The organism is Flavobacterium sp. WC2409 (genome assembly GCF_041200085.1).
In the GTDB taxonomy this organism is placed as follows: domain Bacteria; phylum Bacteroidota; class Bacteroidia; order Flavobacteriales; family Flavobacteriaceae; genus Flavobacterium.
In genome coordinates this window covers 1,130,248-1,144,113 of sequence record NZ_CP165625.1, presented here as the reverse complement: position 1 = coordinate 1,144,113, position 13,866 = coordinate 1,130,248, and the positions used below count along the sequence as shown (strand labels likewise).

The window sequence follows — 13,866 nt, the reverse complement described above, 5'->3', positions numbered from 1 at the left end:
ATTTAGTAATGAAAGAGCTATCCAATAAAAATAACCTTCAAGTACTTCATGAAGACAACCATATCATAGTGGTAAACAAACGTGTAGGAGATCTCGTGCAAGGTGATAAAACGGGAGACAAGCCACTTAGTGAGGTGGTAAAAGAATACATTAAAAACAAATACAATAAACCTGGTGAAGTATTTCTGGGTGTTGTACATCGTCTTGACAGGCCCACAACCGGAATAGTTGTATTTGCAAGAACAAGCAAAGCACTGACACGATTGAATGAATTATTTAAAAATAGAGAAACTCAAAAAACATATTGGGCGATTGTAAAAAATAAACCTCTAAAAAAAGAAGATAAATTAATTCATTTTATCAAAAGAAATGAAAAAAACAATACTTCGAAAGCACATATAAAAGAGGTTCCTGATAGTAAAATAGCCAGTTTAGATTACACTGTTTTCAAAGAATTAACCAATTATTTTGCTTTAGAAATTAATTTACATACTGGAAGACATCATCAAATTCGAGCACAATTGGCATCCATTGGTTCACCAATAAAAGGAGATTTGAAATATGGATTTGATCGTTCTAATCCAGATGGTGGTATTCATTTACATGCTCGAAAATTAGTTTTTATTCACCCAGTCTCTAAAGAAGAAATCAAGATAATAGCACCAGTTCCAAATGAAGTTATTTGGAATGCGCTATAATTTTAATTTGATAAAAATTAGAATTAAAAATTTAAATTATCTTGCATAGCCATTAAAATATTTAATTTTAAGATGAATTATAAAACAAATATAAAATACCGAAAAGAAGTTTTAAAAAAACTGCTCAATATTATTATAATTCATGAAAATGAAATAATTCAAGCTTTATATGATGATTTTAAAAAACCTGCTTTTGAAGCGGTTCTGACAGAAACAAATTATGTAATTACAGAATTAAAAGACACCATAAAGAATATAAAAAAATGGGGAAAACCCAAAATGGTGCTTCCATCAATCGTGAATTTCCCCTCCTTAGACTATGTCTATAAAGAGCCTTATGGCAAAGTGTTGATAATAGCTCCTTGGAACTATCCCTTTCAATTGGCTCTCTGTCCTTTAGTCTCGGCAATCGCTGCTGGAAATCAAGTAGTACTTAAACCCTCTGAGTTAACGCCTCACACATCGGCAGTGATAACCAAAATTATAACTAAAACTTTTGCAGTGAATCATGTAGAAGTCATAGAAGGTGGTATTGAAGTTTCTCAACGTTTATTAGCAAAACGCTGGGATTATATATTTTTTACGGGTAGTGTTCCAGTTGGAAAAATAGTAGCCAAAGCAGCCGCCGCAAACCTAACTCCTGTAACACTTGAACTTGGTGGGAAAAATCCTTGTATCATTCATGAAACTGCCAATTTAAAACTGGCTGCAAAAAGAATCGTTTGGGGAAAATTTATAAATGCTGGACAAACTTGTATTGCACCCGATTATTTATTAGTCCATAATGATATAAAAACGGAGTTTGTCGAATTTTTAAAAAAAGAAATTACTTTAGCATATAGTGCAAAACCAGAAACCTCTCCCGATTTTGCTCGAATTATTAATTCAAAAAATTGGGCTCGATTAGTACAGATGATTGAACCAGAGAAAGTGATTTTCGGAGGGCAAACGAATGAACCTACACAGTACATCGCTCCTACCTTAATCGAGGAAACAGAGCTCGATACTCCTATTATGAAAGAGGAGATTTTTGGTCCGTTATTACCTATTCTTTCTTATAAAAGTGATGCCGACTTGCATACCATCATTTCTAGATATGAAAAGCCATTATCGCTATATGTATTTACCAAAAACAACGTATTTGCTGAAAAAATAATACAGGATTATTCCTTTGGTGGCGGATGTATAAACGATACGGTCATCCATTTTTCTAATAAAAGACTGCCTTTTGGAGGCGTAGGTCATAGCGGTATTGGAGCGTATCATGGGAAACTAAGTTTTGATACTTTTTCTCATAAAAAAGCAATTGTCAAAAAAGCCTATTGGTTAGATTTACCAATGCGTTACGCCCCTTATAAAGATAAATTAACTACAATCAAGAAATTGCTAAAATGGGTCTAATAACGGAAAAAACGGTTAGTGAAGCAATACAATATAGGCGCTCCGTTCGGGTTTTTAAAAATGAAAACATTGAAGACGACAAAGTAAAAGAATGCATTCGTTTAGCCTCTCTTGCTCCTACAAGTAGTAACATGCAACTTTGGGAATTCTATCATATTACCTCTCCTAAAATTCTAGAACAACTTACGGAAGCTTGTTTAGGTCAAAATGCAGCAAAAACGGCAAAACAAATGGTCGTAATTGTTTCTCGAAAAGATTTGTGGAAAAAGAGAGTACAATCTAATGTAGATTACTTAAAATCTCAATACGGAGAGAAACCAGAAGCTGATTATACTAAAAGAGAAAAATTCGCCCTAAACTATTATCAAAAAATAGTGCCCACACTTTATTTTGATTTTATTGGAATAGCAGGTGCATTCAAATTTTTGATCTTCCAACTCATAGGCTTATTCAAACCTACCTATAGACAAACGCGAAAAAGTGATATGCGAATTGTAGCTCAAAAAAGTGCTGCATTAGCGGCACAAAACTTCATGATTAGTATGGCTGCCATCAATTATGATACTTGTCCTATGGAAGGCTTTGATTCCTTGCGCGTAAAAAAAATAATAAACCTTTCACCATCATCTGAAATTAATATGATTATTGGTTGTGGAATTCGCGAAGAAACCGGTGTATATGGAGATCGATTCAGAATACCGTTTGAAGAGGTTTATTTTAAACTATAAATCCAAATTTTAAAAATTACCAAAAACAAAAATCAGCATGTTTTCAAAAAAAAATAGAATTGAAGAAATAAAAAAAAACGGGTATACATTAAGTTTTGAAAGCGTATTTAATTTGGCTTTCAAAAACTATAAGAAAATCGTCATATATGCAGGGCTTCTATTTTTTGTGTTTGCGGTTTTAATGGCAGTATTTGTTTCTGCAATACTAATTTATAAATTTGGTGCTAATCAACTTACTGAAATTTTAAAACCTGAAAATTTAAACCCAGATCATCTAACTGGAAATTCAAGAATAGCGTTCATAGTAGGTAGTATCATCTTTTCTACAATATTGAGCCCATTTATGGCAGGTTTTATTAAAATGGCTTATTGTGCAGAAAGAGATAAAGAATTCCATGTTTCAACTATTTTTGAATACTACAATAGTTCTTATTTTAAAGAACTCGTTATTGCAACTTTGTTAATTTCGATTGTCAATACTGGATTACCCGTGTTGTTAGATCAACCTGAACTTGAGATAGTCATGAATTTAGTTTCATATGCCATACTATTTTTGACATTTATTACAATTCCACTTATTATTTTTAGCAATTTAAAAGCCATAGATGCAATAAAAACAAGTGTCATTATTTTTTTCAAAAAACCTTTTCTCCTTTTAGGATTAATTTTAGTTGGCTATATAGTATCAGTAATTGGCTTTTTAGTATTTTACATTGGAATCTTTTTTACTCTTCCTTTCTTATATTCTATGTACTATGCCATATATAGTGAAATCATAGGTTTTGAAACAGAAGAAAAAACAGAATCCAATCCATTTTAAATTCAATATAATAATAAAAACAACTTTTAGATTTTTTAAAATGATATCCTTTATATTGCAAAATATTCATTAAATTGTTGAATATTTAACACGTAAAGAATTAAAAAAATAAAATGATCTTGTTCCTAAACTTTTTATTTTCAACTATCGTAAATATAATTAGCTCAATTGAGATTAATCTATTTGCAATGGAAATAATCCCCCCCTATCATTATATAAACAACACGCCAAATTTAAAATGGGTTTTACTACCTATTTTAATTATTTGTTATTGCATGTTGTTTTTTAATTTTTTTAAAATTAAATCTAGATTAACTAATACATTCATAAAAGTAAATAATGAAGAATATATAAGAAATAAGGAATATCAAACCTATTTGTTATTTTTTGGGATCATAAGCCCTATAACCGAAATCAACCTTTATTTCTTTTCAGAAAGACCAAAAAGCTTGTTATATCAAAACTTAATGATTGGTGTTTTCCTATTATTAATCTACTTTATCAGCACTAAAAAGGCAATAGTTTTTCAATATATAAAACACATTTTTATTACAATTTATATTGCCTATTTTATTTTAATTTGTAGAAGTATTATTCTATTCCCCTTAGAATTAGTTCCTATAATCACTTTTATTATTAGTTTTTTCTTTTCATTTACAATACTCAAGCCTATCAAGATTTTTTGGTATTTTATGTCTTTTGCCTTTTTTTATATTGCAGCTACAAGTGCTTTTAATCTTATCCCAGATAAAACTGCTATAATATTATTAAATTTTTCCATTTTAGTGTTTATAATAAATTATATAAGTTTTATAACATCATTAAATATCAAAGATAAGTTTCGGTTTTCAAATGAGATTGTAAACAACGGAAACTCGCTTATTATGGCTACTAATAAGAAAGGGGAAGTGCAATTTTGTAGTGAAACGATAAAGTCAATTTTAGGTTATACTTCAGAGGAAGTTATGGGCTTAGGATTTTGGAAAGTAACGGAAGACCCCGAGTTTATTGGGGAAGAATTTCATAATAACGAAATCATTGAAAGAACGTTTACAAGGAAATTAAAATGTAAAAATGGAAACTATAAATACATTCAATGGAATGACAAACGATTTTCGGATGATTTAATTATTGGAATAGGTCAAGATGTAACTAATGAAATTAAAACTCAAAAAAGATATGAAAATCTTGTAGAGTCTGCTTATGATATTATTTATGAATTAAACAGGAAAGGAGATTACCTTTTTATAAATAAAAGTACAGAAAAGATTACTGGTTTTAGTTTGAAAGAACTGTTTAACTCAAAATTTAATTCTTTAATCAGAGAAGATTATATCCAAAAAGTATTAGATTTCTATTCGGCTGCGACACCCGAAATGACTAATTTTCCCATATTAGAATTTCCTATTGTCAGGAAAAATGGAGAAGAAATCTGGGTTTCACAAAAAGTATCAATTATTAGAGACCAATACAATAATATTAAAGGATATTCTGTAATTGCAAGAGATGTAACATATTATAAAAACATTGAAAAAGAAAAAACAGAAAGACAATTAAAAATTCAAAAATACAGCAACGCTTTAAAAGCATTTACTGAAAAAAGTTACTCCAGCAATGAAAGTTTAGAATCAAAATTAAAAACGATTTTAAAAATAACAGCAGAAAAAATTGGGGTTAACAGAGCTAGTTACTGGAATTATTATCCAGATAAAATAGATTGCCTTGTATTATATGAATTAAATAAAAATGAATTTACATCAGGAAAAGAAATAACAAAAAAACAATATCCAAACTATTTTACAATAATTGAAAATGAATTACAAGTAGTTATTTCCGATGTTTCTAAAAACAATACTACATATGAATTGGAAAATGATTATACCAATACTAATAATATTTACTCCATACTCGATACTCCCGTTTTTATCGATGGTGATTTAAAAGGAATCATTAGTTTTGAAGCGAGTGAAGAAATAAAACATTGGGATAATGAAGATATTAACTTTGCAAGATCAGTTTCGGATATTATAGCTATAGCCTATGAATCAAAAATGAGATTCGAAATTGAAAAAAAACTAACATATAAAAGTGAACTTTTAGCAGCAATGACGTTGTGTACTGAGAAGTTTTTAAACAGTAAAAACATAAATGATATTTTTGCTGATGTCCTTATTATAATGGGGAAAGCGACAAAATCACATCGCGCCTATTATTATGAAAAAAATAATGACACTAATTTAATTAGCCAAAAATACAGATGGATAAAGGGCAACAATACATTAACACAAAACAATCCAAAACTTCAAAATATTCCCTATGACTATTTTGAAGAATTAATAGATCCATTATTAAATAACAAAATTTATGAAGCTGTTGTTTCACAAATTAAAAATGAATCTTTAAAAAATAAATTATTAAATGTTGATGTAATTTCATTAATACTATTCCCCATTTTTATAAAGAATAGATTTCATGGTTTTTTAGGTTTTGATGATACAAACGAAGAAAGAAGTTGGTCCGAAGATGAAGTAAATATCCTTCAAACTTTGGCTAGAAATATAGCATCATCAATTGACCGAATCGAAACCGAAACGGCAATTTATGAAAGCGAAGAAAAATTTAGACTTTTAGCTAACAATATACCTGGAACAGTGTACTTATCAGAGAATGATAATAAGTTTACCAAAATTTATCTTAATGATGAAATAGAAAAACTTACTGGCTTTAAAAAATCTGATTTCTTAGATAAGAAAATTTTTTATACTGATTTGATACATCCTGAAGATGTAAAAAAAGTGTTAGATGAATCTTCGTATAAATTATCTAAATCTGAACCGTTTCATTTTACCTATCGAATTATTAAAAAAAATAATGAAATTGTTTGGGTAGAAGAATTTGGTGATGCCGTTATAAAAAATGGAAAAATAACTTATATCGAAGGCATCATGCTTGATATTACAAAAAGAAAAGAGGCTGAGGAAGCGATAAAAGGTCGTGAATACGCAGAAGCAGCAAACAGAGCCAAATCGGAATTTTTAGCTAATATGAGTCATGAAATTAGAACCCCTTTAAATGGTATCATTGGTTTTACGGATCTATTAATGAAAACCGAGCTAGGCGAAGTGCAAAAAAAACATATGATCACGGTAAACCAATCTGCACATTCCTTATTGGGTATCGTAAATGATATTCTTGACTTTTCAAAAATTGAAGCTGGAAAATTAGACTTGCACATAGAAAAACATGATATTAAGGAAATTATGAGTCAAATTATTGATTTAATTCTATATGAATCAAATCAAAAAAAATTAAATCTAGAACTTAACATAGCACCAGATATTCCTAATTATTTCTGGATTGATATTGTTCGATTAAAACAAATTTTGATTAACCTTTTGGCTAATGCTGTAAAATTCACTGAAAAAGGAACTATAAAACTAGATATTTCGATAATTAAAAAAATTAGTGACTCAAAAACCAAAATACGCTTTTCAGTTGTCGATTCTGGAATTGGAATTTTGGAAAAAAATAAGAAAAAAATATTCAAAGCTTTTTCTCAAGAGGATGGTTCTACAACCAAAAAATTTGGAGGAACAGGTTTAGGTCTTACTATTTCAAATAAACTACTTGGACTAATGAAAAGTCGTTTAAATCTTGAAAGCGAGATCGGGCTTGGTAGTGTTTTTTATTTTGATCTGGATTTAAAAACTAGTAATGATTATATTGAAGACCTATTTTCAAAAACAGTTGAAGAGGATTTTACAAATATGGAGCATATTTTTAAAACAAATGATAAATTAAGAAACCTTAAAGTCATGCTTGTTGAAGATAATAAAATCAATATGCTACTACTTAAAACAATTATTAAAAATGTTCTTTTTGAACCAGAATTTTTTGAAATTGTTAATGGGGCCGAAGCTTTAATACAATTTGAAAATATAAATCCAGATATTATATTCATGGATATCCAAATGCCTATAATGAATGGCTATGAGGCTACAAAAGCAATTAGAAAGTCAGAATTAGGCAAAACAATTCCTATTATTGCAATTACAGCTGGCACAGAAATTGAAATAAAAGAAAAGTGTCTTTCAGCAGGAATGAATGATTATATATCGAAACCAATAATTAAACGAATTATAGAAGAAACAATTGTTAAGTGGATCTTGTAACAGTAATTAAATTTGTATTTGAAATAACTAATAATAATAATAATAATAATAATATATGAAATGGCAAGGTAGACGAAAAAGTGACAATGTCGAAGACAGAAGAGGCATGTCCTCCGGTGGTAAAACAATTGTAGGTGGCGGAATAATAGGAATTATTATTTTACTTTTAAATGTTTTTGGTGGTGAAAATGCTCAAATGCTTACGCCAATACTAGAACAAATGAATCAAGGTCAAAGTACTCCCACCGAACAAAGAGATCTAACAGCAAAAGAGCTTGAAGAACAAGATTTTGTAAAAACACTATTAGCAGATAATGAAGATGTTTGGACAAAAATATTCAATGAAAATAATCTCAATTATAAAAAGCCAAATATTGTTTTGTTTAGCGGAGCTGTAGAAACTGCGTGTGGAAATGCAACTTCTGATTCCGGCCCATTTTATTGCCCTGGAGATCAAAAAGTCTATATGGACTTAACGTTCTTTGAAGAACTAAAAACCCGTTTTGGTGCGCAAGGAGGTGATTTTGCCACTGCTTATGTTATTGCCCACGAAATTGGGCATCATGTTCAAACCTTATTAGGCACATCAGAAAAAATGCGCGAAATGCAACAAGGTAAAAGTAAAGCAGAAGCTAATAAATTATCCGTAGCCTTAGAGTTACAAGCTGATTTTTATGCTGGTGTATGGACACATTACAACCAAAAAATGAATAACATTCTTGAAGAAGGAGATCTTGATGAAGCATTAAGTGCTGCACATGCAGTTGGTGATGATGCTATACAATCAAAAATGCAAGGACATATTGTTCCTGAATCATTTACTCACGGTACATCCGAACAAAGGAAATACTGGTTCATGAAAGGATATAAAACGGGAGATATCAAGCAAGGAAATACTTTTGCTGAATTAAAATAAAAAAATAAAATCAGTATTTAAAATCGGGCTAATTGCCCGATTTTTTTTGTCCCTAACATTTATTAAGCCATTATTTTTTTATTCTAAATTCAATTCATCGACACTTTATTGCAACTCATCTTATATCAAATACCTCTTAACTAAAATAAATAATTACACTCCTTTATATCGATAATTTTACTCGAAATAAATGGGTAAACAAAATGAAAAAAACGAAGCAACTAGGTATATGGATGGATCATTCTCTTGCCTATTTAATGGAATTTACTACAAAACCTTTTGAAATTCAAACGATTATACATGAATTTCACTTGGAAGATAAAGCGACATCTAAACTTGAAAAGAATACATCTATTAAAAACGTATATAGGTATTACAATAGAATTGCCGAAGCAATAATTAATTATGATAAAATAATCCTTTTTGGTCCCTCAAATACAAAGGTTGACTTTTTTGACATCCTAAGCGAAGATGAACGCTTTGTAAAAATGAAAATAGAAATAAAAGAAACAGATACAATGAATGTTAATCAACAACATGCTTTTATCAATGAATATTTCGTTCCGTAGTAATAAATTTTATAGTCCTACCCATTAAATCCCCTTTTTGACTTCGCATAACCAAAAGTACTAAATCATTGTACTCTAATAAGTTGAAGTAGAACGAAATGATAAATTCAAACAAAATCAATCATTAAAAAGCAGATCGGACAATTTAGCAGTACCTTCGCGCCAAATTAAAGAAGTACTCAAAATAATAGTGTTTACTTCATAAACACAATTTATGTCATTCAACTCATTAGGCTTATCTGATGCTTTATTAAAAGCCATCAGCAAAAAAGGATATACAACTCCTTCTCCAATACAACAAAAATCAATTCCACCAATCTTAGAAGGCAAAGATGTATTGGCATCTGCACAAACAGGAACAGGAAAAACAGCTGGTTTTACACTACCTATATTACAAATCTTATCACAAGGAAAACATTTAAGTCACAGACCCATTCGTGCTTTGATCTTAACACCAACACGTGAATTAGCGGCACAAATATTAGCCAATATAAAAGAATACGGTGAATTTTTAGATTTACGCAGTACGGTGATCTTTGGAGGTGTTAATCAAAAACCACAAGTAGCACAATTGAATCAAGGTATAGATATTTTAGTTGCAACTCCAGGTAGATTGATTGACCTACAAAATCAAGGATTAATCACACTAAACAAAGTAGAAATTTTAGTTTTGGATGAAGCGGATCGCATGTTAGACATGGGGTTTTTAAGAGATATTGAGCGCATCATGAAAGTATTGCCTCCAAAAAGGCAAAACCTAATGTTTTCAGCTACATTCTCAAAAGACATTAAAAAATTAGCAATGGGTATCTTAAACCATCCCGTTCAAGTGGAGGCAACACCTGAAAATACGACTGTCGATGCTATTACTCAAAAAGTATATCCAGTTGCAAAAGAGAAAAAAACCGAATTAGTGATCAAACTGATTACCGAAGGAAATTGGAAACAGATTTTGGTATTTACCCGTACCAAACAAGGTGCCAATAAATTAACTGAAAGTATGATTAGTGCTGGAATTCAAGCAGCAGCCATTCACGGTAATAAAGGACAAGGAGCCAGAACCAAAGCTTTGGCAGGCTTTAAAAACGGAAGCTTAACGGCATTAGTAGCTACTGATATTGCGGCTAGAGGATTAGACATCCCATTATTACCTCATGTTGTCAATTTTGAATTACCTAATATTCCAGAAGATTATGTACACCGTATTGGTCGTACTGGGAGAGCTGGTGCCAATGGAGAAGCGATTTCTTTATTTAGCCCAGATGAAACCGTTTTTCTACGTGATATCGAGAAATTGATTGGCATGAAATTGCCAAAAGAAAATATTAAAGGGTTTGAACCAGATCCAAACGCTTCAACCGAACCTATCAAACAAGGGCAAGGGCGACAACAACGCAATTCAACTCCAAGGAAACCAAAAACAGATACTACAAACCGTAGTAGTAATAACAGTTTTGGTCCTAGACGTCCTAGTCAAAATAATGAAAGACGCCCAAATAGATAATACATTTTTAAATTTTTAGGAGCAGAACGATTTCGTTTTTATAAACGTTATCTCCCGCTATACACTACAATCCTTGTGAGGGCTAAACGCTAGCCCACACAGGGATTTTCGTTTCTATCGGGGCTATTTAGGGCATTTTTATTTTCAATAATACCATTTTGTAAATTCATCGGACAAATCACCGGCTGGCGCGAGCGTCCGCTCGTGAACACAATCTAAATCAATTTATATCTATCTATAAAACGGTCTGGTCATCATTACCATAATTTCTTGCCGACGACGATAGCGCGGATTTGCAATCCTTGCCCACTCCAATAATAAATTCCATAACGTTAGTAAATAATGGGATTCCTCATTCTTCGGAATGACAAAAAGTGTGTATTTATCCTTAATGTTTTGTCCTAAAATCTGTTCCTCTTTATACTGAAAACTATTATTTCCAAATACTACACTAATTTAAAGCGTAAATTTACAAATTAGCATGCTATTCATAGGTCTTCAAATCTAGATTAAGAATAGAACCTACTCTGCTAAACTCTTCATTAATCTTTGCATTCAAGATAAGTTGTTCATTTGTTATTGGATGATTAAAAATTAACTGATGTGCATGAAGCATCATTCCTTTCAGTTCAAAATTCTCCAACCATAATTTATTTTGTTTGTTACAACCATGAGGGCGACTTCCTAAAATGGGATGAAAAATATGTTTGAAATGTTTTCGTAATTGATGCATACGTCCAGTTTCAGGAATCGCTTCTACTAAACAATATCGTGACGTTGGTTTATTGTTAAATTCTAACTCAATTTCGGTACTTTGCAATCGATGAAAGTATGTTATTGCATTTTGTACAATGCCATCATCATTGGTTAAATCATAATCAATCGTTAGTTCTTGGGGTGACCAACCACGTAAAATTGCTAAATATTTTTTTTCTACTTCGCGTGTGGCAAAACGATCATTCATAATTTTTAAAGCATCTTTATCCAATGCAAATAACAAGACACCAGATGTTTTGCGATCTAACCGATGAATAGGATAAACGTGTCGCCCTCCTATTTGATTTCTCAATTCTTGAATAGCAAAAACTTTTGCATCGCGCGCGTAAAATGATTTGTGGACTAACAATCCACTTGGTTTATTAATTGCTATAATATATTCGTCTTGGTAAAGAATTTCTAACATTTGGCAAAAATAAAAGAGATTTTGATAGAACTCTCTTTTTTGACTTATTTATTTCTATACTTTTCTTTTTTCATTTTAGCTCGAAAAACAAAATAGAAGATTACAATTGCTAAAACTGTTATTTAAATTGTATCCCAATGCTCTTTTATAAAGTCACTTCCTCAAAGTTGAAGAGTTTGCCTAGCATAGTTTAAATATCTGCAATCAAAAATCTGAAATCTAATTTATCCCAACCAACCATCTCGATCCAAACTTCTATACTGAATGGCTTCGGCAATATGACTAGAAACAACAGTAGGCGCAGCATCAAGGTCTGCGATCGTGCGTGCTACCTTCAAAATGCGATCGTACGCCCGCGCCGAAAGATTCAATCGTTCCATGGCTGTTTTCAAAAGTAATTTGGATGTATCATCAAGAGCACAATATTCCCTAATGTGTTTGGTATTCATTTGCGCATTGTAATGGATGTTTTCCATTTGCTCAAAACGTGCTGATTGTAATTCTCGGGCTGCAGTAACTCTTTTTCGAATATCAACACTACTTTCTGCTTTTTGATCTTCCGATAATTTTTCAAACGGAACGGGAGTTACTTCGATATGGATGTCAATTCGATCCAATAAAGGCCCTGATATTTTACTTAAATACCGTTGCATTTCGTGTGGTGAAGACGTTTGTGGTGAATCGGGATCGTTAAAAAAACCACTTGGACTTGGATTCATGCTTGCTACCAGCATAAATGAAGAGGGATAAGTAACGGTAAACTTGGCTCTAGAGATGGTTACTTCACGATCTTCTAGTGGTTGACGCATCACTTCGAGAACATCACGCTTAAATTCGGGTAACTCATCCAGAAATAAAACCCCATTGTGTGCCATCGAAATCTCTCCTGGTTGGGGATAACTCCCCCCACCAACGAGTGCTACGTTAGATATAGTATGGTGTGGACTCCTGAAAGGCCGCTGATTCATCAAACCTACTTCTTTCAACTTTCCTGCTACGCTATGGATTTTAGTTGTTTCTAAGGCTTCTCGTAACGTCATTGGTGGTAAAATACTTGGTAAACGTTTGGCAAGCATTGTTTTTCCAGCACCTGGCGGACCAATCAAAATAATATTATGTCCTCCAGCAGCCGCTATTTCCATACATCTTTTTATAGACTCCTGCCCTTTCACATCGCTAAAATCAAATTCAGGAAAATCTAAATCTTTATAAAATTCGGCTCTCGTATCAATTGTTGTGGGTTCTAGATTGCCTTTCCCTTCTAGAAAATCAATGACTTCCTGTACATTTTCAACTCCATAAACATCCAATCCAGCTACTATTGCAGCTTCTTTTACATTTTGTTTTGGCAGAAAAAAACCTTTAAATCCTTCTTCTTTTGCTTTTATAGCAATTGGCAAAGCACCACGAATAGGTTGCAAACTTCCATCGAGAGAAAGTTCTCCCATAATTATATATTTCTCCAATTCTTTGGCTTCAATTTGCTGAGAAGCAACCAAGATTCCTATGGTTAAAGTTAAATCATAGGCTGAACCTTCTTTTCGCAAATCAGCAGGTGCCATATTGATTGTGATCTTTTTACCCGGCATGTGGTAGCCTGTGTTTTTGAGAGCAGCAGCAATTCTATAACTACTTTCTTTAATTGCGTTATCAGGCAACCCTACTAAATGATATCCAATTCCTTTATCAATATTTACTTCAACAGTAATTGTTGTGGCTTCAACACCAAAAACGGCACTTCCAAAAACTTTAACTAACATGGCGTATATTTTTTTTAAAAATAACGAATTTTAACATACCAAACTATAGATTTATCTTACTAAATAATAACACATTAGCAATACTATTTTACTACTCTAATTTTTAAAAAAGAGA

At 31.6% G+C, this 13,866-nt stretch carries 10 protein-coding genes; 8 read left to right on the top strand and 2 right to left on the bottom strand.

The window, feature by feature from the left end; all coding sequences use genetic code 11:
• Positions 1-8 precede the first annotated feature (8 nt).
• From AB3G34_RS04960 to AB3G34_RS04925, 8 genes are all read left to right on the top strand, one after another.
• The gene (locus AB3G34_RS04960) at positions 9-698 is read left to right on the top strand and encodes an RluA family pseudouridine synthase (RefSeq protein ID WP_369753624.1); all 690 of its coding nucleotides are present in this window, start codon (positions 9-11) and stop codon (positions 696-698) included.
• Between the two features lie 72 nt (positions 699-770).
• Complete coding sequence (locus AB3G34_RS04955) at positions 771-2,099, top strand: aldehyde dehydrogenase (RefSeq protein ID WP_369753623.1); 1,329 nt, start codon at positions 771-773, stop codon at positions 2,097-2,099.
• Positions 2,090-2,827, top strand: coding sequence for a nitroreductase family protein (locus AB3G34_RS04950; protein ID WP_367769355.1), 738 nt, complete (start codon positions 2,090-2,092; stop codon positions 2,825-2,827). Before AB3G34_RS04955 ends, AB3G34_RS04950 begins: the two co-directional genes overlap by 10 nt.
• A 37-nt stretch (positions 2,828-2,864) precedes the next feature.
• Positions 2,865-3,647 (top strand): hypothetical protein, encoded by a 783-nt coding sequence (locus AB3G34_RS04945; RefSeq protein WP_369753622.1) that lies wholly within the window; start codon positions 2,865-2,867, stop codon positions 3,645-3,647.
• Positions 3,648-3,760: 113 nt separating this feature from the next.
• On the top strand, positions 3,761-7,819 hold the full coding sequence (locus AB3G34_RS04940; RefSeq protein ID WP_369753621.1) for a PAS domain S-box protein: 4,059 nt from the start codon (positions 3,761-3,763) through the stop codon (positions 7,817-7,819).
• Positions 7,820-7,874: 55 nt separating this feature from the next.
• The gene (locus AB3G34_RS04935) at positions 7,875-8,735 is read left to right on the top strand and encodes a neutral zinc metallopeptidase (RefSeq protein WP_367769347.1); all 861 of its coding nucleotides are present in this window, start codon (positions 7,875-7,877) and stop codon (positions 8,733-8,735) included.
• 203 nt (positions 8,736-8,938) lie between these two features.
• Complete coding sequence (locus AB3G34_RS04930; protein ID WP_367769344.1) at positions 8,939-9,304, top strand: hypothetical protein; 366 nt, start codon at positions 8,939-8,941, stop codon at positions 9,302-9,304.
• A gap of 214 nt (positions 9,305-9,518) precedes the next feature.
• Positions 9,519-10,808 (top strand): DEAD/DEAH box helicase, encoded by a 1,290-nt coding sequence (locus AB3G34_RS04925; protein ID WP_369753620.1) that lies wholly within the window; start codon positions 9,519-9,521, stop codon positions 10,806-10,808.
• Positions 10,809-11,292: 484 nt separating this feature from the next.
• Here AB3G34_RS04925 and AB3G34_RS04920 read toward each other — a convergent pair whose 3' ends face one another.
• Together AB3G34_RS04920 and AB3G34_RS04915 are read right to left on the bottom strand one after the other, a co-directional pair.
• On the bottom strand, positions 11,293-11,991 hold the full coding sequence (locus AB3G34_RS04920) for a pseudouridine synthase (RefSeq protein ID WP_367769339.1): 699 nt from the start codon (positions 11,989-11,991) through the stop codon (positions 11,293-11,295).
• A 224-nt stretch (positions 11,992-12,215) separates the two neighbouring features.
• A complete protein-coding gene (locus AB3G34_RS04915) occupies positions 12,216-13,751 on the bottom strand; it encodes a YifB family Mg chelatase-like AAA ATPase (RefSeq protein WP_367769336.1) in 1,536 nt (511 codons plus the stop codon).
• Positions 13,752-13,866: the final 115 nt, after the last annotated feature.

What these genes read in the sequence shown, in the direction of transcription:
- AB3G34_RS04960 (WP_369753624.1), top strand. Translation starts at nt 9, where the DNA reads ATGAAAGAGCTATCCAATAAAAATAACCTTCAAGTACTTCATGAAGAC.
- AB3G34_RS04950 (WP_367769355.1), top strand. Translation starts at nt 2,090, where the DNA reads ATGGGTCTAATAACGGAAAAAACGGTTAGTGAAGCAATACAATATAGG.
- AB3G34_RS04925 (WP_369753620.1), top strand. Translation starts at nt 9,519, where the DNA reads ATGTCATTCAACTCATTAGGCTTATCTGATGCTTTATTAAAAGCCATC.
- AB3G34_RS04930 (WP_367769344.1), top strand. Translation starts at nt 8,939, where the DNA reads ATGAAAAAAACGAAGCAACTAGGTATATGGATGGATCATTCTCTTGCC.
- AB3G34_RS04935 (WP_367769347.1), top strand. Translation starts at nt 7,875, where the DNA reads ATGAAATGGCAAGGTAGACGAAAAAGTGACAATGTCGAAGACAGAAGA.
- AB3G34_RS04955 (WP_369753623.1), top strand. Translation starts at nt 771, where the DNA reads ATGAATTATAAAACAAATATAAAATACCGAAAAGAAGTTTTAAAAAAA.
- AB3G34_RS04940 (WP_369753621.1), top strand. Translation starts at nt 3,761, where the DNA reads ATGATCTTGTTCCTAAACTTTTTATTTTCAACTATCGTAAATATAATT.
- AB3G34_RS04945 (WP_369753622.1), top strand. Translation starts at nt 2,865, where the DNA reads ATGTTTTCAAAAAAAAATAGAATTGAAGAAATAAAAAAAAACGGGTAT.
- AB3G34_RS04920 (WP_367769339.1), bottom strand. Translation starts at nt 11,991, where the DNA reads ATGTTAGAAATTCTTTACCAAGACGAATATATTATAGCAATTAATAAA.
- AB3G34_RS04915 (WP_367769336.1), bottom strand. Translation starts at nt 13,751, where the DNA reads ATGTTAGTTAAAGTTTTTGGAAGTGCCGTTTTTGGTGTTGAAGCCACA.